General features: G+C 70.5%; 21 protein-coding genes and 1 pseudogene. 4 read left to right on the top strand and 18 right to left on the bottom strand.

What is annotated here, in order from left to right:
* Positions 1-15: 15 nt before the first annotated feature.
* Positions 16-1494, top strand: a complete 1479-nt coding sequence (locus N8I87_RS20680; RefSeq protein WP_263210670.1) for a peptidoglycan D,D-transpeptidase FtsI family protein — start codon at positions 16-18, stop codon at positions 1492-1494.
* 177 nt (positions 1495-1671) lie between these two features.
* Positions 1672-3663, top strand: coding sequence for a Stk1 family PASTA domain-containing Ser/Thr kinase (pknB, locus tag N8I87_RS20675; RefSeq protein ID WP_263210669.1), 1992 nt, complete (start codon positions 1672-1674; stop codon positions 3661-3663).
* A gap of 92 nt (positions 3664-3755) precedes the next feature.
* Here the strand turns inward: pknB and N8I87_RS20670 are convergent, their stop codons facing one another.
* The 6 genes and pseudogenes from N8I87_RS20670 to N8I87_RS20645 form a co-directional block, all read right to left on the bottom strand.
* A complete protein-coding gene (locus N8I87_RS20670) occupies positions 3756-4502 on the bottom strand; it encodes a class E sortase (protein WP_263210668.1) in 747 nt (248 codons plus the stop codon).
* Positions 4503-4515: 13 nt separating this feature from the next.
* Positions 4516-5574 (bottom strand): class E sortase, encoded by a 1059-nt coding sequence (locus tag N8I87_RS20665; protein ID WP_263210667.1) that lies wholly within the window; start codon positions 5572-5574, stop codon positions 4516-4518.
* Entirely contained in the window at positions 5571-6209 is a 639-nt protein-coding gene (locus N8I87_RS20660; RefSeq protein ID WP_263210666.1) for an aminodeoxychorismate/anthranilate synthase component II, read from the bottom strand. Before N8I87_RS20660 ends, N8I87_RS20665 begins: the two co-directional genes overlap by 4 nt.
* Positions 6206-6405: pseudogene (locus N8I87_RS20655) on the bottom strand (hypothetical protein). The gene N8I87_RS20660 and the pseudogene N8I87_RS20655 overlap by 4 nt, the downstream one beginning before the upstream one ends.
* Before the next feature lie 17 nt (positions 6406-6422).
* Positions 6423-7112: a class E sortase gene (locus N8I87_RS20650; protein ID WP_263210665.1), complete on the bottom strand. Its 690-nt coding sequence runs from the start codon at positions 7110-7112 to the stop codon at positions 6423-6425.
* A gap of 22 nt (positions 7113-7134) precedes the next feature.
* Complete coding sequence (locus tag N8I87_RS20645; RefSeq protein ID WP_263210664.1) at positions 7135-7923, bottom strand: DUF881 domain-containing protein; 789 nt, start codon at positions 7921-7923, stop codon at positions 7135-7137.
* 140 nt (positions 7924-8063) lie between these two features.
* On the opposite strand from N8I87_RS20645, the gene crgA reads away from it, so the two are divergent.
* A complete protein-coding gene (crgA, locus tag N8I87_RS20640) occupies positions 8064-8318 on the top strand; it encodes a cell division protein CrgA (protein ID WP_263210663.1) in 255 nt (84 codons plus the stop codon).
* Between the two features lie 257 nt (positions 8319-8575).
* Here the strand turns inward: crgA and N8I87_RS20635 are convergent, their stop codons facing one another.
* Entirely contained in the window at positions 8576-9463 is an 888-nt protein-coding gene (locus tag N8I87_RS20635; RefSeq protein WP_263210662.1) for a rhomboid family intramembrane serine protease, read from the bottom strand.
* 138 nt (positions 9464-9601) lie between these two features.
* A complete protein-coding gene (locus N8I87_RS20630) occupies positions 9602-10135 on the bottom strand; it encodes a peptidylprolyl isomerase (protein WP_263210661.1) in 534 nt (177 codons plus the stop codon).
* 333 nt (positions 10136-10468) lie between these two features.
* On the opposite strand from N8I87_RS20630, the gene N8I87_RS20625 reads away from it, so the two are divergent.
* A complete protein-coding gene (locus tag N8I87_RS20625; RefSeq protein ID WP_263210659.1) occupies positions 10469-11161 on the top strand; it encodes a DUF5324 family protein in 693 nt (230 codons plus the stop codon).
* 79 nt (positions 11162-11240) lie between these two features.
* Here the strand turns inward: N8I87_RS20625 and N8I87_RS20620 are convergent, their stop codons facing one another.
* The 10 genes from N8I87_RS20620 to mftA all read right to left on the bottom strand — a co-directional run bounded on the left by N8I87_RS20620 (position 11241) and on the right by mftA (position 21347).
* The gene (locus N8I87_RS20620; protein ID WP_263210657.1) at positions 11241-12218 is read right to left on the bottom strand and encodes a Ppx/GppA family phosphatase; all 978 of its coding nucleotides are present in this window, start codon (positions 12216-12218) and stop codon (positions 11241-11243) included.
* A gap of 54 nt (positions 12219-12272) precedes the next feature.
* Positions 12273-12833: an adenylate kinase gene (locus tag N8I87_RS20615; RefSeq protein ID WP_263210656.1), complete on the bottom strand. Its 561-nt coding sequence runs from the start codon at positions 12831-12833 to the stop codon at positions 12273-12275.
* Positions 12834-12866: 33 nt separating this feature from the next.
* A complete protein-coding gene (acs, locus tag N8I87_RS20610) occupies positions 12867-14981 on the bottom strand; it encodes an acetate--CoA ligase (protein ID WP_411577258.1) in 2115 nt (704 codons plus the stop codon).
* 65 nt (positions 14982-15046) lie between these two features.
* The gene (mftF, locus tag N8I87_RS20605) at positions 15047-16651 is read right to left on the bottom strand and encodes a mycofactocin biosynthesis glycosyltransferase MftF (RefSeq protein WP_263210655.1); all 1605 of its coding nucleotides are present in this window, start codon (positions 16649-16651) and stop codon (positions 15047-15049) included.
* A 322-nt stretch (positions 16652-16973) separates the two neighbouring features.
* Positions 16974-17759 carry a mycofactocin-coupled SDR family oxidoreductase gene (locus tag N8I87_RS20600; RefSeq protein WP_263210653.1) on the bottom strand — a complete coding sequence of 262 codons (786 nt, stop codon included), beginning with the start codon at positions 17757-17759 and terminating at the stop codon, positions 16974-16976.
* Positions 17756-18529, bottom strand: a complete 774-nt coding sequence (gene mftE / locus N8I87_RS20595; RefSeq protein ID WP_263210652.1) for a mycofactocin biosynthesis peptidyl-dipeptidase MftE — start codon at positions 18527-18529, stop codon at positions 17756-17758. Before mftE ends, N8I87_RS20600 begins: the two co-directional genes overlap by 4 nt.
* Before the next feature lies 1 nt (position 18530).
* Complete coding sequence (gene mftD / locus N8I87_RS20590; RefSeq protein ID WP_263210650.1) at positions 18531-19703, bottom strand: pre-mycofactocin synthase MftD; 1173 nt, start codon at positions 19701-19703, stop codon at positions 18531-18533.
* Positions 19700-20929: a mycofactocin radical SAM maturase gene (mftC, locus tag N8I87_RS20585; RefSeq protein ID WP_263210648.1), complete on the bottom strand. Its 1230-nt coding sequence runs from the start codon at positions 20927-20929 to the stop codon at positions 19700-19702. The genes mftD and mftC overlap by 4 nt, the downstream gene beginning before the upstream one ends.
* Positions 20926-21210, bottom strand: a complete 285-nt coding sequence (gene mftB, locus N8I87_RS20580) for a mycofactocin biosynthesis chaperone MftB (RefSeq protein ID WP_263210647.1) — start codon at positions 21208-21210, stop codon at positions 20926-20928. Before mftB ends, mftC begins: the two co-directional genes overlap by 4 nt.
* Before the next feature lie 14 nt (positions 21211-21224).
* Positions 21225-21347 carry a mycofactocin precursor MftA gene (gene mftA / locus N8I87_RS20575; RefSeq protein WP_263210646.1) on the bottom strand — a complete coding sequence of 41 codons (123 nt, stop codon included), beginning with the start codon at positions 21345-21347 and terminating at the stop codon, positions 21225-21227.
* Positions 21348-21705 lie beyond the last annotated feature (358 nt).

Genomic DNA, 21705 nt, shown 5'->3' with positions numbered 1-21705 from the left:
GTGGAAAGGCCGGACGTGAACAAGCCACTGCGCCGAATCGCGATCTTCTGCGGACTGCTGGTCCTGGCGCTGCTGATCCGTGACAACTGGCTTCAGTACGCCCAGGCCGACAAACTGCGCACCGACCCCAAGAACCGCCGCGTGGCCATCGAGCGGTACGCGTACCCGCGCGGCGACATCATCGTCGACGGCAACCCGATAACCGGCTCGGTCGAGGCCAAGAGCGGCGACTACAAGTACAAGCGCACCTACAAGAACGGGCCCATGTGGGCACCGATCACCGGCTACTCCTCGCAGGCGTTCGACGGCAGCTTCCTGGAGAAGATCGAGGACGGCATCCTCACCGGCAACGACGACCGGCTCTTCTTCCGCAAGACCCTCGACATGATCACGGGCAAGCCCCAGCAGGGCGGCAACGTGGTCACCACGCTGAACGCGGCCGCGCAGAAGGCGGCGTTCAACGGCCTGTCGAAGCAGGGTGGCAAGGGTGCGGTCGTCGCCCTGGAGCCCTCCACCGGCAAGATCCTCGCGCTGGCCTCCTACCCGTCGTACGACCCCTCGACCTTCGCGGGTGACCGCGACAGCGACGCGGCGGCCTGGAAGAAGCTCCAGAAGCAGTACAACCCCGCCGACCCGATGCTGAACCGGGCGCTGCGCGAGACCTACCCGCCGGGCTCCACCTTCAAGGTGGTCACGGCCGCGGCCGCGCTGGAGAACAACCTGTACCCGGACGCCAACACGAACACCAGGTCGCCGCTGCCGTGGACCATGCCGGGCACCACCACCGAGCTCAAGAACGAGGGCAACATCCCCTGCAAGAACGCGACCATGCGCGTCGCGCTGCAGTACTCCTGCAACACCGTCTTCGGCAAGATCGGCGCCGACCTCGGCAACGACAAGATGCTGGCGGAGGCGAAGAAGTTCGGCTTCGCCGAGGAGCAGTTCGTCCCGACCCGCTCCAGCGCCTCGGTGTTCTCCGACCACATGAACCAGTCGCAGACCGCGCTGTCCTCGATCGGCCAGTACAACACCGCCGCGACCCCGCTGCAGATGGCCATGGTCGCCTCGGCCGTCGCCAACGGCGGCAAGCTCATGAAGCCGTACATGGTCGACAAGCTCCAGTCCTCGAACCTGGACACCGTGGCGACCACCGAGCCGCAGCAGCTCAGCGAGCCGCTGTCGGCGAAGAACGCGCAGATCCTGCAGTCGATGATGGAGACGGTCGTCCAGGACGGCACCGGCAAGAACGCTCAGATCGGCGGCGACGTCACCGTGGGCGGCAAGACCGGTACCGCCCAGCACGGCGTGGAGAACAGCGAGAACCCCTACGCCTGGTTCATCTCGTACGCCAAGCTCAGCGACGGCAGCTCGCCGGTCGCCGTGGCCGTCGTGATCGAGGACGACAACGCCAACCGCGACGACATCTCCGGCGGCGGCCTCGCGGCGCCGATCGCCAAGAGCGTGATGGAGGCGGTCATCGGCTCCAAGAAGTGAGTGACCCCGCTCACGTCCCCTTCACATCGGTGCACGTTGCGATACCGGTCCTGTATCGGGTGACGGGCTTGGCCAGGTCACACAGCGCCAGCCGGGTACGGTAGGCCCGGACGGCAGCCTCCGGCCGCACACGGACGTGCGCGGCCGAGACCCGACGGAGAGGGCTGGTAGGTAGCTATGGAAGAGCCGCGTCGCCTCGGCGGCCGGTACGAGCTGGGCCAGGTGCTCGGCCGTGGTGGCATGGCGGAGGTCTACCTCGCGCATGACACCCGCCTCGGCCGCACCGTGGCTGTGAAGACGCTGCGCGCGGACCTCGCGCGTGACCCTTCCTTCCAGGCCCGCTTCCGCCGGGAGGCCCAGTCGGCCGCCTCGCTCAACCATCCCGCGATCGTGGCGGTCTACGACACGGGCGAGGACTACATCGACGGGGTCTCGATCCCGTACATCGTGATGGAGTACGTCGACGGGTCCACGCTCCGTGAGCTGCTGCACAGCGGGCGCAAGCTCCTGCCCGAGCGTGCGATGGAGATGACCATCGGCATCCTCCAGGGCCTGGAGTACGCCCACCGCAGCGGCATCGTCCACCGTGACATCAAGCCGGCGAACGTCATGCTGACGCGCAACGGCCAGGTCAAGGTCATGGACTTCGGCATCGCCCGCGCCATGGGCGACTCCGGCATGACGATGACGCAGACGGCGGCCGTCATCGGCACCGCCCAGTACCTCTCCCCGGAGCAGGCGAAGGGCGAGCAGGTCGACGCGCGCTCGGACCTCTACTCGACGGGCTGTCTGCTCTACGAGCTGTTGACGGTACGGCCGCCGTTCGTAGGGGACTCCCCGGTCGCGGTCGCCTACCAGCACGTCCGCGAGGAACCGCAGCCCCCGAGCGTCTTCGACCCCGAGATCACGCCCGAGATGGACGCCATCGTCCTGAAGGCGCTGGTCAAGGACCCGAACTACCGCTACCAGTCTGCCGACGAGATGCGCGCCGACATCGAGGCCTGCCTCGACGGCCAGCCGGTGGCGGCCACGGCGGCCATGGGCTCGGTCGGCTACGGCGGCTACCCCGACGACCAGCCGACGACGGCGCTGCGCGCGGACGCCGGCGCCACGTCGATGCTGCCGCCGATGAACCCGGACGACGGCGGCTACGGCTACGACGACCGCCCCGACCGCCGCCGCCAGCCCAAGAAGAACAACACCTCCACGATCCTCCTTGTCGTCGCGGGCATCCTGGTCCTGGTCGGCGCGATCCTGATCGGGAAGTACGCGTTCAGCGGGAACGGGGCGGACAACAGCAAGGTCAGCACGCCGAGCTTCGTCGACCACACCGTCGGCGAGTCCAAGAGCATGGCCAACAACATCGGCCTGAAGCTGTCGTTCACCAAGAAGCCCTGCGAGAACCAGACCAAGGGCAAGGTCTGCTCGCAGGACCCGCTACCCGAAACGAAGGTCAAGAAGGGCTCCACCGTCAATCTGGTGGTCTCGACGGGTGCGCCGAAGGTCACCGTGCCCAGCGTGATCGGGCTCAGCCTCGACGAGGCCAGGTCGAAGCTCGAGGGCGACGACTACAAGTTCAAGGTCAATACCGAGACCCGGGAGTCCACGGAAGACCCGGGCACCGTCCTCGAACAGAACCCGGTCGACGGCAAGCAGATCCAGAAGGGCTCCACGATCACCCTCACGATCGCCAAGGCCGCGCAGAAGTCGACCGTCCCGGACGTCACCGGCCAGACCTGTGACGCCGCCAAGGCCCAGATGACGGCCAACAACCTGGTCGGCAACTGCGTCGAGGTGGACACCAGCGACCCGAACCAGGCCGGCAAGGTCATCGCGACCAGCCCGGCGAAGGGCGAGCAGGTCGACAAGAACTCCACGGTGCAGATCCAGGTCGGCAAGGCCCCGCAGCAGACGCAGGTGCCGAACGTCGTCGGGCAGACGGTGAAGAACGCCAAGAAGATCCTGCAGCAGAGCGGCTTCAACAACATCCAGTTCGCCGACGGCAGCTCGCAGGACGACGGCGCGTTCGTCAGCCAGCAGGACCCGGTCGCGGGCACCGCGGGCGACCCGAACAGCACCACCGTCACCCTCACGACCCTGGGCTTCGGCAACGGCAACAACGGCGGCAACAACGGCGGAGCGACCCTCTTCGGCGGCACCAGCGGCTGACGGGTCGGCCACCCACGACAGAGCAGAGCCCCGGCACTCCTCACACGGGAGTACCGGGGCTCTGCTTCGTCACATCACCGCACGTCGAACGGTCAGCGCAGTTCCTCCGGCGGTGTCCGCTTGCTGTCCACCTTGTCCACGCGGACCAGTTCGCCCCACACCACATACCGGTACCGGCTCGTGTAGACCGGCGTGCACGTCGTCAGGGTGATGTAGTGGCCCGGCTTCTTCTTGCCGGATTCCTTCGGGACCGGGGCGAGGACCTTGACGTTGAACTTCGAGGTCTCGTCGAGCACGGCGTAGACCTTGTAGACGTACCACTTGTCCTTCGTCTCGAAGACGACCGGGTCGCCCTTCTCCACCTTGTCGATGTTGTGGAACTTGGCGCCGTGGCCGTCGCGGTGGGCGGCGAGGGTGAAGTTGCCCTTCTTGCCGGACATGGGCAGGGTCGCCTTCACCGGGTCCGTGTAGTAGCCGGCCACACCGTCGTTCAGGACCTCCGTCGACGTGCCCTTCTCGACCAGGACCTCGCCGTTGTGCATCGACGGCACGTGCAGGAAGCCGATGCCGTCCTTGGTGTCCAGCGCGCCGGGACCGCTGTCGTGGGCCCAGCTGTCGCGGACCTTGTCACCGCGCCGGTCCGCCTGCCGGTCGGCGATGACGTTCGTCCACCACAGGGAGTAGACGACGAACAGGCCGAGCACCAGGCCCGACGTGATCAGAAGTTCACCGAAGACGCTGACGGCCGTGGCGATACGGCCGGTGTCCCGGCGCCGCCGTACCGGCGCCGCCTCCGGCGCGTCCGTCTGCTCTTCGGTGTCGTCGGCGGTCGCTGCCACTGTTCATCTGCCCTTACTCGACGAGCGCATCCGGCTTGCCCTTGCTGCGCGGCCGTTCCTCGACCATCTTGCCCCAGACGATCAACCGGTACTTGCTGGTGAACTCCGGCGTACACGTGGTGAGGGTGATGTACCGGCCCGGCCGGGTGAAGCCCGACCCCCTGGGGATCGGGTCCAGCACGCTCGTGTTGTTGGGCGCCGTCACCGGGAGCATCGACGTCATCTTGTAGACGTAGTACGTGTCCTGGGTCTCCACCACGACGGCGTCGCCCGGCTTGAGCCTGTTGATGTACCGGAACGGCTCGCCGTGCGTGTTGCGGTGCGCCGCCAGCCCGAAGTTGCCGGTCTTCGCGCTCGGCATCGCGGTCTTCAGCGGGCCCTCGCCGTAGTGCCCCACCATGCCCTTGTCGAGCACCCTCTTGTTGCTGACGCCCTCCGCTATCGGCGCCACCACGTCCAGCTCGGGAATGTGCAGGATGGCGAACCCCTGCCCCGGCTCGAACGTCCCCGGTTCCCGCTTCCCGCTCGCCCAGTCGTTCTGCAGGCTGCTCGTCTCCTCGCCCGCCTGCGCATGGGCCCGGACGTTCGTCCACCACAGCTGGTAGGTGACGAACAGCAGCATCAGCACGCCGGTGGTGATGAACACCTCGCCTATCGCCCGGCTCGCGACGACGGCCGCACCCGGCTTGCGCGCCCGCGCCTGGCGCCGGGCCTCCACTCGGGAGAGCGGCGGTCTGGGCCCGTTCGCCTCCCCGCGCGGCTCCGCCTGCCTCGCCGCGCCGCCATGGCGCCCGCCGCGCCGCTTGGCGGCCTTTCTGCGGGCCGCCCGGCCGCCCACCGGGGTTCCGGTGGCCGAGGAGGGGGATGAGGCGCCAGAGGCGTATGTGGCACCGCTCCCGGCCCCCGGCGGCGGATCCGGCAGACGGAGGGCCACCGTCTCGTCGTCGACGGGAGGCACGTACGGCTCTGAGTAGCCCCCCTGCCCGTACTGGTCCCCGAGCGCACCGGAAGCCCCGTACGACTGATCCCCGTACGAGGCATCGGTCTCGCGCTCCGGGCGCAGCGCGGTCACGCCGTGGCCCTGCCCACCACCGGGGCGAGCCCCGCCGACCTCGCCACCGCGCCCTGGTCCCCGCACTCCACCAGCCAGTTCGCCAGCATCCGGTGTCCGTGCTCGGTCAGCACCGACTCGGGGTGGAACTGCACACCCTCGACCAGGAGTTCACGGTGTCTGAGGCCCATGATGATCCCGTCGTGGGTACGGGCCGTGACCTCCAGTTCCGCCGGAACCGTGGCCGGCTCGGCGGCCAGCGAGTGGTAGCGGGTCGCCGTGAAGGGCGAGGGCAGTCCGGCGAAGACGCCCTTGCCCTCGTGCTCGACCAGGGAGGTCTTCCCGTGCAGCAGCTCCGGCGCGCGGTCCACCACACCGCCGTACGCCACCTGCATCGACTGCATGCCGAGGCAGACGCCGAAGACGGGCACCTCGGTGGCCGCGCAGTGGCGGACCATGTCCACGCAGACGCCGGCCTCCTCGGGGGTGCCGGGGCCCGGCGACAGCAGCACGCCGTCGAAGCCGTCCTGGGCGTGCGCCGTCGACACCTCGTCGTTGCGCAGCACCTCGCACTCGGCGCCCAGCTGATACAGGTACTGGACCAGGTTGAAGACGAAGCTGTCGTAGTTGTCGACGACGAGAATCCGCGCACTCACTGGTTGTCCACCGTCACATCGTTGAAGGGCAGCAGCGGTTCGGCCCACGGGAAGACGTACTGGAACAGGACATAGACCACGGCCAGGACCAGCACGAGTGAGATCAGCGCCCTCACCCACACGTTGCCCGGCAGATGCCGCCAGATCCAGCCGTACATGCCGTCCCTTCCGTCGCGCGCCACGGCACCTGACTCACGCCGTTCAGCCACCAGACTAACGGCGCAGAGCCTTCGGTCTGCCTGCCTCCACAGGCTGTGTGGAGTCCAGGTGCGCCCAGACGATCAGCCTGTGACTGTGCCCCCATTCCGGATCGCACGTGGTCAGCGTGAGATAGCGGCCTGGACGCGTATACCCCGACTTACGTGGCACAGGGTCGATCACTTCAACGTCCGTCGGAACTGTTTTGTAAGGGCCTTTGTCGATCCGATACGTGAACCAGGTCGTCCCGTCCGTCAGTACGACCGCGTCCCCCGGGCGCAGCTCGGGAAAGTCCTTGAACGGATCACCGTAGGTACGCCGGTGACCGGCGACCGCGAAGTTGCCCTGCCCGCCCAGCCGGGCGGTACGGGCGTAGTGGGCGAGGCCCTTCTTCAGCACATCCGTGCCGGTGCCCTCGAGCACGGGTTTGTTCCACGTGAAACCGAGCCGCGGGATGTACATGATCGCGAACGGCCTGCCGTAGTGGTACGCCACGGGCCCGGCCGGGCCTGAGGAGGATCCGGGGCCCGCCGCCGGGTGCCCGGCCGCCCCTTTCGACCACTCCCGCTGTAACTGGTCGATCTGGTCGTCCATGACGTGGTCGGCCTTCACACCGGTCCAGAACAGCACATAGACGACGAACAGCACGATCAGAGCGCCGACGGTGATGCAGAGCTCGCTGACGGACCTGACGATCACGCGCACCGGCGGCTCCTGGGCGGACGGGCTACTGCACGGGCTTCGCGTAGTGCAGATCCACTGTGCCCGAGTAGCCGGGAAGAGTCATCGCCCCGTCCTCGGTGACTTTCCAGCCGAGGCCGTAGACGTTCACGTACACCATGTAGTTCTGGATCGCCGGGCTCGCCGCGAGCGACTTCTGCAGCGCGTCCGGGTCCCCGACCGCGGTGATCTTGTACGGCGGTGAGTAGACGCGGCCCTGAAGGATCAGCGTGTTGCCCACGCAGCGGACCGCGCTGGTGGAGATCAGCCGCTGGTCCATGACCTTGATCCCCTGGGCGCCGCCCTTCCAGAGGGCGTTCACCACCGCCTGCAGGTCCTGCTGGTGGATGACCAGGTAGTCGGGCTGTGGCTCGGGGTAGCCGGGGAGCTTGGCGGTGGCGTTCGGCGGGGCGTCGTTGAGCGTGACGGTGATCGCCCTGCCGGTCAGCTTCTGGGTGCCCGCGTTCTTCTCCAGCGCCGCGAGCTTGCGGTCCTCGGCCTCCGTGCCGCCGTCGTCGCCCCGGGCCAGGGACTCCACGCTGTCGCGCAGGGCCGCGTTGGACTCGTCCAGCCCCTTGTTCTTGTGGCTTCGTTCCTGGATCAGGTCGGAGAGCTTCAGCATGGAGGCATCCGTACGGATGTCGGTGCCCTTGGCCGTGTCGAAGCTGGTGAAGAAAATGAGCCCGGCGAGGGCGAACACGGCCGCCGTGAGGATCCGCACCGGCCGGACACGGGATGCGGGAGCAGGGTCGGAACCCGTTGATCCCGTCCCGGGGGAGTCGGCAGAATTGCTCAACGTACCCTTATCTCCTTCGGCGCCGCGGAAGCACTACGCTAACGGACGCCCGGGGGAGCGCTAAGAGTCCCCTTGTACGCTGCCCCGGACCGACCCAGTTACTTGCGCGGCCACGCAGCGCATCGACAGGAGAGACCCTCGTGCCGAAGTCACGTATCCGCAAGAAGGCCGACTACACGCCGCCGCCCGCGAAGCAGGCGACGGCCATCAAGCTGAACAGCCGCACCTGGGTCGCGCCGGTCATGCTGGCGATGTTCGTCATCGGCCTGGCCTGGATCGTCGTGTTCTATGTGACCGACGGTTCGCTGCCGATCGACAAGCTCGACAACTGGAACATCGTGGTCGGCTTCGGCTTCATCGCGGCGGGATTCGGCGTCTCCACGCAGTGGAAGTAGCGGCCGCGTCCCGGTGAACACAGCTCTGCCCAGAGCTGTCCGCTGAGTTATCCACAGCGTTTTCCACAGTGGGGAAAAGAAAGACGATCTGTGGATAACTCATCGAGTGTTGACGCCGGTGTGACTGACCTACCGGCGACCGCGAACATGTTCGCCCCCTGTCCGACCTGGGAAAACACACCTGAGCGACAGGGGGCACAGCTGTTCCCGCACAGCGTGCACAAGATCCGCCACACGCTGTGGACAACGGTTCGGTATCAGGTGAGCTGTGCGGTCCTGAGCAGCGTCAGGACCACGACCGCGACCAGGAACAGCACACAGGCGCCGTACTGGATCAGGTTCCGGTGCCGACGTGGAGCGTGGACCATGGCGTAGCCGCACACGAGGCCCGCGACCAGGCCGCCGATGTGGGCCTGCCAGGCGATGCCGCTCCAGCTGAACGTGAAGATGAGGTTGATCACCAGCAGGGCGATGACCGGGCGCATGTCGTAGTTGAGCCGCCGCATCAGGACGGCGGTCGCACCGAAGAGGCCGAAGATCGCTCCGGAGGCGCCCAGCGAGGGCTGGTTGGGTGCGGCCAGCAGATAGCTGAGGGCGCTGCCGGCCAGCCCCGAGACGAAGTACAGCGCGATGTACCGGGCCCGGCCGAGGGCCGCTTCCAGGGGGCCGCCGATCCACCACAGGCTGAGCATGTTGAACAGGATGTGGATATAGCTGCCGTGCAGGAACATCGCGGTCAGCAGCCGGTACGACTGGCCGTGCGCAATGCCCTGGACCGAGCCGAGAAGCGGGACGTAGGCCTGGCCGATCAGGTCGAAGCGATCGGTGAAGCTGTCGCCCACGGCACTCTGGACCAGGAAGAAGGCCAGATTGAGGCCGATCAGCACCTTGGTGACCAGCCGTGGGTCGGCGGTGACCGTGCCTCCCGCGACCGTCCGGGGCCGGGACGCGGCCGGGGAGTGCCCCGTGCCCGAGCCGGTGCGGACGCATTCGGGGCACTGGAAGCCCACGGACGCGCTGACCATGCACTCGGGGCAGATCGGACGCTCGCATCGGGTGCAGTGGACGCCGGTCTCGCGGTCCGGGTGCCGATAGCACACGGGCACGCGCTGGGCGTCCTGCGCGCTGCCTGCAGCCTGGTCCATGAGATCCCCTCGGTCGTGGTGGGCAATAAGACCGCCCCGCTCATCCTTACGGACGAGCGGGGCGTTTGGTTCCCTCCGGGAGAAACCGGTGAGCCGCCCAGGCCCCGCGAGGCCGGGATGGTCCGAGCGACACCCGGCTCAGCCCTCGCGCTTCTCGATGACGACCGACTCGATGACGACGTCGTTGACCGGCCGGTCGTTGGGACGCGTGGTGGGCACGTTGGCGATGGCGTCGACGACCTTCTGGCCGGCCGGGTCGGTGACCTCGCCGAAGATGGTGTGCTTGCGGTTCAGCCAGATGGTCGGGCCGACGGTGATGAAGAACTGCGAGCCGTTGGTGGCCGGGCCGGCGTTGGCCATGGCGAGCAGATAGGGCTTGTTGAAGGAGAGGTCCGGGTGGAACTCGTCCTCGAACTCGTACCCGGGACCGCCGATGCCGGTGCCGAGCGGGTCACCGCCCTGGATCATGAAGCCGCTGATCACCCGGTGGAAGACCGTGCCGTCGTAGAGCCGGTCCGTGCTCTTCACACCGGTCTCGGGGTGGGTCCACTCGCGCTCACCCTGGGCGAGCTCGACGAAGTTCCTGACGGTCTTCGGCGCGTGGTTCGGGAACAGCCGGATCTCGATGTCGCCGTGGTTGGTCTTGAGGGTGGCGTAGAGCTGCTCGGCCACGATCTGCCTTCCGTTGTCTTCCTGTGATCCCCCGATCCTTGCACGGCCGGGCCATCGCGTCGCCCGGCCGAGGTCGATGCGCGCTCATCCGCACGAATCGCTTGCGGAAAACAGGTCGAGTCCCCTCTGGGCGGGAGCGCGTGGCGGCGATCCGTGGCATTGTCGACGACAAGCTCCTGTTGTCCAGAATTCGTCATTCATTCTCGCTTGCGCTTGATCGAGTGCATCAGCACCCGTATGCCCTCCCTCGCGTGCCGCGCAGATGCTTGACAGGCATGATCCGTAAAAGTGTGGAAAGTCGAAATACCGTACGCCACCGAGGAGGAGGAAGCCGTGACCCGCATTGACAGCGTGCGCGCCGCGACCGGCTCGGCGAAGGACAGCGTGCTGCACGCCGCGGAAGTGGTGGCGCCCTACGCCGACACGGCCAAGGAGCGTGCCTCGTACTACGCGCAGGAGGCGCGCGTACGGCTTGCGCCCGTGGTGTCCCAGGCCGCCGAGCAGGCCCGCGTCCAGTACGACGCCCATCTCGCACCGCGCCTGGAACAGGCCCTTGCGCATGTGCCGCCGAAGGTTGACCAGGCCGCGCAGGACGCGGCCGTCCTCACCCGCAAGGCTGCCCGGCAGGCCGCCGACTATTCGCGGCCGAGGATCGAGCAGGCCATCGCGGCGGCGGGGCCGATGCGTGACGAGGCCACCGCGCGGGGCGTCGCCGCGCTGGCCGCGCTGCGCGGTCAGGTCTCACCGGAGGAGATCCAGAAACTGGTCCGCAGGCACGAGCGGCGGGAGAAGGCCGGCCGTGTCGCCAAGGTGCTGGTCGTGCTGGGTACCGTGGCGGCCGGTGCCTTCGTCGCCTGGAAGTGGTGGGACAAGCAGACCAACCCCGACTGGCTGGTGGAACCACCGGCGGCCACGGAGGTGCCCGAGTCCGGCCGCCTGTCGTCGGTGGACGGCAGTCTCGACCCCGAGGTGGCGGCCAAGGAGGCCGAGGAGCAGGCGGCGAAGGACGACAAGCACCGCCACTGAGCTGCGCCGCCGACATCTGTCGTCGCGAACGTCGCCGTGGGGCGGAGGACCTCAGGGTCTTGTGCCCCACGGCGATGTTTCACGTGGAACATCCGGCATCGGTGCCGATCTCGCTGGTGGCGTCCGCCCACCAGTCGGCGCCGTCCTCGATATAGCGGAGCAGGACTCCCTCACGGATGGCCCAGGGGCAGACGGCGACCCTGTGCAGGCCCATCAGTTTCATGGCGGTGTGCCCGACGAGGGCTCCGGCCAGGCTCTGGGCGGCGCGGGGCGCGGAGATCCCGGGGAGCTGGGCGCGTTCGGCCGCGGAGAGGGCGGCGAGCGCGCCGATGGCCTGGCGCAGGTCGCTACGGAGCATGTCGCGCTGGATGAAGGGGCCATGGCGTCCGGGGGCGGTACCGCACAGCCGGGCCAGCTGCTGGAAGGTGCGGGAGGTGACGGCGGCGGTGCGCGGGCCCTCCCAGCGGACCCGCGCCGCGACGTCCCGCAGCTCATGGCGCACCCTCCGCCGTAACGCCTTCAACTCGGCCTGGGCGGGCGGGTCCTGGGCGGCGAGGAACTCCCGGGTCAGCCGGTCCGCGCCGAGCGGGAGGGAGGCGGCGAAGTCGGGCAGGCGGCCGCGCCCGAAAGCCACCTCCAGCGAGCCGCCCCCGATGTCGAGGAGCGCGAGGGGGCCGGCCTGCCAGCCCATCCAGCGGCGGGCCGCCAGGAACGTCAGCCGTGCCTCCGTCTCCCCCGGCAGGGTGCACATCCGGATGCCCGTCTCCGACCCCACCCGGTCCAGTACCTCCTGACGGTTGGGGGCGTTGCGCACGACCGTGGTCGCGAACGCCAACGGGCCCGGCGCCCGCCACTGCTCGGCCGCGCCGCCCGCCGCGGCGACGGCCTTCACGAGCTGCGCCACCGCCTCCTCGCCGATCGTCCCGTCGGGCTCGACCCGTTCGGACAGGCGCAGTCGCCATTTGACGGTGTGGACCGGCAGCGGAACACCGCCCTCGGCGTCGGCCACCACCAGTCGGACCGTATTGGATCCCGCGTCCACCACGCTCACCCGCATGACCCTTCGCGTACCCAGCTCAGCGGCCGTGACCCCACCACGAAGGGGAACCGCTCACGCCGCTCCGGGCAGGTCCGCGAGCGCCTCCAGTGCCCGGTCGGTGATCTCCTCGACGGTTCCGACGGCGTGCACGGTCAGCACGATGTCCGTGTAATGGGCGAGGAGCGGTGCCGTCTGCCGCCGGTAGACCTGCTGGCGGTGCCGGATGACCTCCTCGGTGTCGTCGGACCGGCCACGGCCGCGCAGGCGTTCCACCACGATGTGCTCGGGGGCGTCGAACTCGACGACGGCGTCCAGGACCGCTCCGGTCCTGGCCAGGATGGTGGTGAGGGCGTGCGCCTGCTCGACGGTGCGGGGAAAACCGTCGAGGAGGAAGCCGCGCCGGGCGTCCGGTTCCTCCAGGCGACGGCGGACCATCGCGCCGGTGACGTGGTCGGGCACGAGTTCGCCCGCGTCCAGGTAGCGCCGGGCCTCCTGCCCGAGTGGTGTCCCGTGGCTGACGTTCTCCCGGAACAGGTCGCCGGTGGAGATGTGCGGGATGCCGAACCGGCGGCCGAGCAGGGTGGCCTGGGTGCCCTTGCCCGCTCCGGGAGGGCCGATGAGGACGAGTCGCATCAGGGGGTTGCGCCTTCCAGTGATCAGGTCGGTTCAGGCGGAGGGCCGGCGGCTCGTGAGCCCGGCGTTGATGAGGTCCATCACTGAGGCGTCGGCGAGCGTCGTGACGTCGCCGACCTCGCGGTTCTCGGCGATGTCGCGCAGCAGCCGCCGCATGATCTTCCCGGACCGGGTCTTGGGCAGCTCGGGGACCACGATGATCTGGCGGGGCTTGGCAATGGGGCCGATCTCCTGGGCCACGTGCTCGCGCAGGGCCGGGGTGATGTCTCCCTCGGACCCCTTACCCCCTTCAGACCCTTCAGACCCTTCAGACCCTTCAGACCCTTCAGACCCTTCAGACCCGTCGGACCCCTCGGACCCCTCGGACCCCTCGGACCCTTCGGACCCTTCGGCCCGGACCGTGTCACCGCGCAGGATCACGAACGCGACGATCGCCTGCCCCGTCGTCGCGTCCGCCGCCCCCACCACCGCGGCCTCGGCGACCGCGGGGTGCGAGACGAGCGCCGACTCGACCTCGGCGGTGGAGATGCGATGACCGGAGACGTTCATGACGTCGTCGACCCGGCCCAGCAGCCAGATGTCGCCGTCCTCGTCGTAGCGGGCGCCGTCGCCGGCGAAGTAGTAGCCCTGTCCGGCGAACCGGGCCCAGTAGGTCTCGCGGTAGCGCTCGTCGTCGCCCCAGATGCCGCGCAGCATGGCCGGCCAGGGCTCGTCGAGCACCAGGTAGCCGCTCTCGCCCCGGCCGACCTCCTCGCCCTGGTCGTCGACCACCTTGGCCGAGATGCCCGGCACCGGCTGCTGCGCGGAGCCCGGCTTGGCGGGGGCCGCTCCGGGCAGGGGTGCGATCATGACCGCGCCGGTCTCGGTCTGCCACCAGGTGTCCACGACCGGCGCGCGGTGGCCACCGATGTGCGTGCGGTACCAGCGCCATGCCTCCGGGTTGATCGGCTCGCCGACACTGCCGAGCACGCGGATCGACGAGAGGTCGTAGCGGGCCGGGAGCTGCTCGCCCCACTTCATGAAGGTGCGGATGAGGGTGGGGGCGGTGTAGTAGACCGATACCCCGTACCTCTCGATGATCTCGAAGTGCCGCCCCTCGTGCGGGGTGTTGGGCGTGCCCTCGTACATCACCGAGGTGGCGCGGTTGGCGAGCGGTCCGTACACGATGTAGGAGTGCCCGGTGATCCAGCCGATGTCGGCGGTGCACCAGTAGACGTCGGTGTCCGGGTCGAGGCCGAAGGCGGTGCGGTGGGTGTACGCGGCCTGGGTGAGGTAGCCGCCGGAGGTGTGCAGGATGCCCTTCGGCTTTCCGGTCGTACCGGAGGTGTAGAGGATGAACAGCGGGTGCTCGGCGTCGAAGGACTCCGGCCGGTGCTCGTCCGGCTGGGCGTCGACCACGTCGTGCCACCACAGGTCGCGGCCCTCGGTCCAGGGCACGTCGGTTCCGGTGCGCCGGACCACCAGGACGTGTTCGACGCTCGGTGCGTGCCGGGTGGCCTCGTCGGTGTGCGCCTTCATCGGCTCGGCCCGGCCCCGGCGGTACTGGCCGTCCGACGTGATCAGGAGGCGGGCCTCGGCGTCCTCGATCCGTGACTGGAGGGCGGCCGGCGAGAACCCGCCGAAGACGACACTGTGCGGCAGCCCGAGCCGGGCGCACGCCAGCATGGCGAACACCGCCTCGGGGATCATCGGCAGCTGGATGGCGACCCGGTCCCCGGCCGAAAGGCCCAGCGAGAGCAGGGCGTTGGCCGCCTTGCACACCTCGCGCCTCAGCTCGGCGTAGGTGATGGTCCGGGTGTCGCCCGGCTCGCCCTCCCAGTGGATGGCGACCTGGTCGCCGTGACCGGCCTCGACGTGGCGGTCGACGCAGTTGTACGCGACGTTCAGCCTCCCGCCGGTGAACCAGCGGGCGAACGGCGCGTCCGTCCAGTCCAGGACGGCGGACCAGCCGGTCTCCCAGTGCAGGTGTTCCGCCTGCCGCGCCCAGAACGCCGGGCGGTCGGTGGCCGCCTCCTCGTACAGCCCGGACACCGCTTCGGCCTCCCCCACTGCCTCCAGGGCGTGGGAGGTGCCCCCACCGGCGGGCGGGCTGCCGGGTGCGGGGCGGAGTTCGGAGCGCGGCGTCATGTTGGTTCCTCCAGGCGTCATGCTGGTTCCTCCAGGGGTACGGGTGGGGTGACGGGCGGATCGCGGGAGGCCGGGTGACCCGTCCGTCACCAGGTCTCCACGGTGGCCGTGGCGGGTTGGTGCGAGGTTGGCGCGAGGGAGCGGGGCTCCCAGGGGTGCTTCGCGGCCTTGCCGCGCAGGGGCAGGGCGATGCGGGGCAGCAGCGGCGCGGCGGTACGGCGGCGCAGTGCGCCCTGCCACACGCCCCAGCCGTAGGCCAGGTCGTCCAGACGGCGGATCGCCGTGTGCGTGAGCGGGCCCAGCGAGGAGCCGGAACGGTGGTGGTCGGCCAGCCCCTCGGCGAGAGCGGCGACGGCGAGGCCGTAGCGTGCCCGGCGGCTGACAGCGGCGGCTGCCACGGCGAGGGGCCAGTGGTGCCGGGTGGCACAGCGCAGCAGTTGTTCGGCGGTACCGCCGAGCGCGGCCAGCGACAGCAGGGCGCCGGCCCGGGCGGGCTGGTCGGCGTCCGGCATGCGCCGGGCCACCTTCACGGCGGTCAGCGCGGTCAGCGTCAGCGCGGCGGCCGCGGGTACCGGCCTGCCGCGCAGCAGCAGGGCGCAGGCGGCGAGCGACCAGGGGGCGGCGTACAGCGGCGGCACCCGGCCGGGGTGGCGCAGGGCCAGGTCGGCGGCACCGGTGCCGTATCCGGCCCGCTGGGCGAGCCAGCGGCGCAGGTCGGTGCGGTGCCGGTGGCCCACGCGCACGTCGGGGACGTAGCGCAGCCGCCAGCCCGCCTCGTGCAGCCGCATGCACAGGTCCACGTCCTCCCCGACCCGCATGCCGGGGGCGAACCCGGCGCCGACGGCGGTCCGGCGGACCACGATGGTCGCGCTCGGGACGTAGCCGAGCATCGACACCGGCACGACCGGCCCCTCCCGCGAGCCCATGTCCAGCGGCGACCGGACCTGCTCGTAGCGGTCGAGCCGGCGTGGCGCGGGCACCGGCAGGGCGACGATCCGGGGCGCGACGAGAGCCACCGCCGGGTCGCCGAAGTGGGCCAGCAGGGGGGCGAGCCAGCCCGGTTCGGGTACGACGTCGGAGTCGCAGAACGCCACGTACGCCGTCTCGGCGTGGCGCAGTGCGGTGTTGCGTGCGGCGGCCGGGCCGAGGTTGCGCGGGTGCACGAGCAGCCGGGCGCCGTGCCGCCGGGCCACGCGGGCGAGGGCGTCCGGATCCCGGGAGCCGTCGTCCACGACCAGGACGGGCAGGGTGGAGGTGGGCGGGTCGGCGCGCAGGGCGGCCAGCAGTGCGTCGAGTTGGTCGGCCCGGTCGCGGATCGGGATGGCCAGGGTGGTGTCGCGGACCGGGGGCAGTGGGGGGCGGGGGTGGGCGACGCCCGCGTCCAGGAGCCGGCGGGCGAGCGCGGCGCTCGCGGCGTCCGCCACCCCGAACCCACCGTCCTCCAGCAGCCGCACGGCACCGGCCCCGAGACGCAGCAGCCTCGGCGGGGAGCCGCCGAGCATCAGGTGGCCGTCGCGGGAGCGGTGGGTGTCGGCGGCGAGTTCGACCGCGAACCCGTCGGGGAGCCGGTCCTTCGGCGGGGACGGCAGCGGCTCGGACCGCGGGGGCGACCCCACGTGCCCGGCGAACAGCAAGGCGCCCGCACGCCCGACGGACCGGGACGGGTCCGCGTCCCGCAGGAACCGTGTCATCGGATACCTCCGAGGAAACTCCCGGCTTGAGCCGGGAGAGGAATGAAACTCCTGTGGAGCAGGGCAGGGAACGGTGAATCGATGCCAGGTCGAATCACCGCCCGCCCACGGTCCGCGGTGATAGGCTTGGGCACGCCCGGTCGGCGAAAGCCAAACTGGCTGGGCCTACCGCCGGGCTGGCGGGATGTCAGATCTGTGGAGCTGGTGTAAGACCGATGGTTGGCACTCCAACCCTTGCCGTTAATTCGGGTCGGCAACTGTCGATGAAGCAGAGAGGTCAACCCGTGAGGGTTGAATCCCCCTGCTTCAGCTGGGGGAGAAGTCAAGTCGTGAACCCTCCGTCCGCGTGGAGTACGGAGCCGGTGACGGCGAAGGAGTCGGCCGAGCAGGCCCAGGCCACCACCGCGGCCACCTCCTCCGGCTCCAGGGGCCGCCCGGACAGCTGCTGCTCGGCGAGCTTGTCGACCTCGGGCAGTTCGTAGAGGTCGGCCGTGGCACGCAGCATGTCCGTGCGCGTGGAACCCGGTGACACGGCGACCGCGTTGACCCCGGTGTCGCGCAGGTCGCAGGCGAGGCCGCGGACCAGGCCGACCACGGCGTGCTTGGCCGCGCAGTAGGCGCCCAGGCCCCACAACCCGCGGTGCGCGGCGGCCGAGGCGAGGGCGACGAACCGGCCGGTGCGGGGCTGCGGCCCGCGCAGCAGCGCGGGTACGGCGGCACGGGCGAGGTTGGCCACGCCCATCACGTCCACGTCGAGCAGCGTCCGCCACTGCGCGTCGGTGTGCTCCCACACGGGGCCGCCCCCGAGCATGACCGCCGCGGCGGCCACGGCGGCGTCGACCCCGCCGAACTCGCGCTCGGCCTGCTCCACGGCGGCTCGCAGCGCGGCCGCGTCGCGGACGTCCGCCCTGGCCGTGCGCACCAGGGGGAACTCATGGGTCAGGCGGTCCAGTTGTTCCGGGTCGGCGAGCGGGTAGGGCACCTCGGGGTCGTCCTCGCACCGGTCGACGGCGACGACGGCCCAGCCCTCGCGGGCCAGTCGGCGTACGGTCGCGGCGCCGATGCCCCGTGCGGCGCCGGTGACGACGGCGACCCGGCGGCCGGTCACCGCCCGTCCCCCGTCCGGGCGGTGACCGGCTGCCGGTCGGGCAGGCCGAGCCTGCCCTGTCCGGTGACCCGCCAGGCGCGGATGTCGGCGGCGAGGCGGTCCGCCATGCGGTCGAGGAGCCGTTCGCCCTCGCTCGCGCGAGCTCCGGCCGGGTCTCCGAGGACGCCGGAGGGGCTGACCCCGCGAACGGACTCGGCGACCAGGCGGTCCATCAGCAGATGGACGGGGTCGGTGGGTCCGGCCACGGCCCGCTCGCCACGGACGGCGGCCGGCCGCAGGCGCAGCATCAGCGAGGTCTCGGTGCGGCCGGCATGGGCGTCCGTGTCCGCCGCCGGCCCCGACGGCACACACGGCCACCAGGCCGCGTCCCGGCTCTCGCCGCGCAGACCGGTCACCGCGTCGGCCAGGCTCACCATGTTTCCACCGTGTCCGTTGACCACCAGCAGGCGCCCCGCCCAGCGCAGCAGGGAGCGGCCGGTCTCGGTGAGCAGCAGGCGCAGCGCGTCGTGGCCGATGGACACCGTGCCGGGGAAGCCCTCGTGCTCACCGCTGGCCCCGTAGGGCTGGGCGGGCGCGACCAGCACGTCCAGCTCTTTGCCGAGCCGGGCGGCGGCCCGTTCGGCGACGGCGGCGGCCACCGCCGTGTCGGTGTCGAGGGGGAGGTGTGGGCCGTGCTGCTCGCAGGAGCCCAGCGGCAGCAGCACCAGGGGGCGGCGGGCCATGAGGTCCGGCCAGGCCAGATCCGTGAGCCGCGCGGGGCCCGCGGCCATCTCAGACCGCGCCCAGGGTGCGGGTGAACCCGGGCGGGATGACCAGGTCGTCGGGGGTCAGTTCATGGACGGACGAGCGTCCGAGGCCGAGCAGGGCGGAGTCGATGCCGCGGCTGAGGATGTCGAGGACGTTCTCCACGCCGGTCTGGCCGCCCGCCGCCAGGCCCCACAGATAGGCGCGGCCGATCATCACGGCCCTGGCGCCCAGGGCCAGCGCCTTGACCACGTCGCTGCCGCGCCGGATGCCGCCGTCCAGCAGCAGTTCGACCTGGTCGCCGACCGCGTCCGCGACGGCGGGCAGGGCGCGGATCGGTGCCGGGGTGGCGTCGAGGTTGTTGCCGCCGTGGTTGGACACGGAGATCGCGGTGACGCCCGCGTCGACCGCGCGCAGGGCGTCGTCCACCCGGCAGACGCCCTTGAGCAGGAACGGCCCGTCCCACTGCTCGCGCAGCCAGCGCACGTCGTCCCAGGAGGGCGGCGGGGTCTGCAGCCAGGCGCCGTAGGCGCCGAAGAACGTGGGCGCGTCCTTGCCGGGCTCGGCGAGGTTCGGGGTCGACAGGTCCGGCAGGCTGCGGGACTTCACGAAGTCCCACAGCCAGCGCGGGCGGGCCAGCGTCTCCGGTGCGAACTGCGCCATGGCCTTGAGGTTCAGCCGCTCGGGGATCTTCGGGCTGCCCCAGTCGCGGCCGTAGGAGAAGGACCAGTCGAGGGTGACGACGAGCCCCTTGGCACCGGCCTGGCGGGCGTACTCGATCCGGCGCTGCATCTCGTCCTTGGAGCCCATCCAGTACATCTGGAAGAACGTCTGCGGATTGGCCGCCACGACGTCGGGCAGCGGCTTGCTGGCGAAGGAGCTGAGCCCGATCGCGGTGCCGCGCGACGCGGCGGCGCGGGCGACGGCCACCTCTCCGTCCGGGTGTACGGCCTGCACGCCGGTCGGGGAGATGATCACCGGGAGGGCGATCTGCTGTCCCATGACGGTCGTCGCCAGGTCGCGCTTGGCCGACAGTCCGGCCACGTGCGGGGCGAAGCCCAGCTGACCGAAGGCGGTGGTGTTGTCGTCGTAGGAGACGCCCTTCTCGGAGCCGGCGAGCAGCGCGCTGTAGACGGACTTCGGCAGCCGCTTCTTCGCCAGCCTCTGGGCCTCGGCGACCGTCTCGATCCACTTGCTCATGACGTTCCCTTCGTGTGGTGTACGGCGTCGGCGCCGGCCAGCGGGCTCTCGTCGCAGAAGCGGTCCGGCCGCCGGGTCCGGACGGCGGGCATGCCCAGGGGCACGGTGCGGTGGGAGTGGTCGTTGCCCTGGGGCGGAAGCGCGGAGCGTTCGGTGGCGGTGAGGGCGGTGGCGCCGTGGCCCATGACGCACTCCGGGTCCGGGCCGTCCAGCGGCAGGCCCGTGAAGAACTTCGCGGCCATGCAGCCGCCCTGGCAGGCGTCGTACGCCGGACAGCTCGCGCAGGCGCCGCCGGAGGCGGGCCGGCGCAGGTCGGTGAAGAGCGCGGAGTCGCGCCACACCCGTTCGAACCCGCCCGGCGCACGCACGTTGCCCGCCTTGAAGGCGTCGTGGATGGCGAACGGGCAGGCGTACACGTCACCCACCGGGTCGATCAGGCAGACCACGCGTCCGGCTCCGCACAGGTTCAGTCCGGGCAGCGGCTGCGAGCCGAGCGCGTTGAGGTGGAAGAAGGAGTCACCGGTGAGCACCTTCTCGCCGTGGCCGACGAGCCAGGTGTACAGCTCGCGCTGCTGCTGTGCGGTGGGGTGCAGTTCGTCCCAGACGTCGGCGCCCCGCCCGGACGGCCGCAGCCGGGTGATGCGCAGCTGGGCGCCGTACCGGTCGGCCAGGGACGCGAAGTCGTCCAGTTGCGGGATGTTCTGACGGGTCATCACCACGGAGATCTTGAAGTCCCGGAAGCCGGCCGCGGCGAGGTTCTCCATCGCCCGCACGGCCATGTCGTACGAACCCCGGCCGCGCACCGCGTCGTTGATCTCGCGGGTGGCGCCGTCGAGGGAGATCTGGACGTCGACGTAGTCGGTGGCCGCGAGGCGGCGGGCCCGGTCCGGGGTCAGCCGCAGCCCGTTGGTGGAGAACTTCACCCCCACCTGGTGCGCGATCGCGTAGTCCAGCAGTTCCCAGAAGTCGGGGCGGACGGTGGGCTCGCCGCCGCCGACGTTGACGTAGAAGACCTGCATGCGTCGGAGCTCGTCGAGCACGGACTTGATCTCGTCCGTGGACAGCTCCGCCGGGTCGCGCCGTCCGGAGGAGGACAGGCAGTGCACACAGGAGAGGTTGCACGCGTACGTCCATTCCCAGGTCATGCAGATGGGGGCGTGCAGGCCGCCCTTGAACTGCTCGACGAGGGCGGGGACCGGGGCGGACGGTTCTTGGGTGACAGTCACGGCTGCGGCTCCGCTCCGGTGGGGATGATCATGTCGGCGGCGGCCAGCGAGGCCAGCGCGCGCCGGAAGGTGTCCCGGCGCGCTTCGGGCACACCGGCGAGCGCCTCCCGGGCGCTGGCGTGCCGGCCCAGCTCCCGTACCAGCTCGACCAGTTCGGGCGCCTTCAGGAACGACAGCCGACGGTTGCCGAAGTGGTAGGCGAGCGCCCCGAACGGCTCGGGGCGCAGCGCGACGCAGGGGTTCAGCCGGTAGGGCCGGTCCGCGTCGAAGGGGGACGGCATGACGACCGGCCGGCCTAGTAGACGCCGCACATGCCGTCGATGGAGACCTCCTCGACGAGGATCTCCTCGATGACGTCGTCGGCGTTGACGGTGTCGTCCTGCTCGGCGACGAGGGTGTCGTCCTGTACGGCACTCATGGCAGTCCTCCTGGTGTGAGGGGCGGGAAAGTGAGGGGAGCCGGGCCGCGTGGCGTGGCACGCGGCCCGGACACCACTCGACGCTAGGCCGGTCGCCTTCGCGTCTCGCCCTGCTTTCGGCCGCCCTCACCCTGTCCGGTCGGACAGGTGTGCCCGTTGCGCCGCAGGTCAGCGGCGCTCACCCCGTCCGATCGGACAGGGCACATCCCCTCCGTCCGTGCCCGCCTGCCGTCCGAGCGGCCGGTATCGCACCGCCACGCGGTCCCGGAGGGTGATGCACGCCGCATTCGTTCGGCACGTCCGTGCTCCACCCGGACCTCTGCCCGCCGGCGGGCCCTGGGAGCAGTCGACGCAGCAC

The sequence above is a fragment of the Streptomyces sp. HUAS 15-9 genome, assembly GCF_025642155.1.
Classification (GTDB): Bacteria; Actinomycetota; Actinomycetes; order Streptomycetales; family Streptomycetaceae; genus Streptomyces.
The sequence above is the reverse complement of the archived record's forward strand: the minus strand, read 5'-3'. Positions and strand labels throughout refer to the sequence as shown.

Excerpts from the sequence above, each read along its gene's own strand:
- N8I87_RS20635 (WP_263210662.1), bottom strand. The coding sequence starts at position 9,463 with ATGGACCAGGCTGCAGGCAGCGCGCAGGACGCCCAGCGCGTGCCCGTG.
- mftF (WP_263210655.1), bottom strand. The coding sequence starts at position 16,651 with ATGACACGGTTCCTGCGGGACGCGGACCCGTCCCGGTCCGTCGGGCGT.
- mftE (WP_263210652.1), bottom strand. The coding sequence starts at position 18,529 with ATGGCCGCGGGCCCCGCGCGGCTCACGGATCTGGCCTGGCCGGACCTC.
- acs (WP_411577258.1), bottom strand. The coding sequence starts at position 14,981 with ATGACGCCTGGAGGAACCAACATGACGCCGCGCTCCGAACTCCGCCCC.
- mftB (WP_263210647.1), bottom strand. The coding sequence starts at position 21,210 with ATGCCGTCCCCCTTCGACGCGGACCGGCCCTACCGGCTGAACCCCTGC.
- pknB (WP_263210669.1), top strand. The coding sequence starts at position 1,672 with ATGGAAGAGCCGCGTCGCCTCGGCGGCCGGTACGAGCTGGGCCAGGTG.
- mftA (WP_263210646.1), bottom strand. The coding sequence starts at position 21,347 with ATGAGTGCCGTACAGGACGACACCCTCGTCGCCGAGCAGGACGACACC.
- N8I87_RS20615 (WP_263210656.1), bottom strand. The coding sequence starts at position 12,833 with ATGCGACTCGTCCTCATCGGCCCTCCCGGAGCGGGCAAGGGCACCCAG.
- N8I87_RS20620 (WP_263210657.1), bottom strand. The coding sequence starts at position 12,218 with ATGCGGGTGAGCGTGGTGGACGCGGGATCCAATACGGTCCGACTGGTG.
- mftD (WP_263210650.1), bottom strand. The coding sequence starts at position 19,703 with ATGAGCAAGTGGATCGAGACGGTCGCCGAGGCCCAGAGGCTGGCGAAG.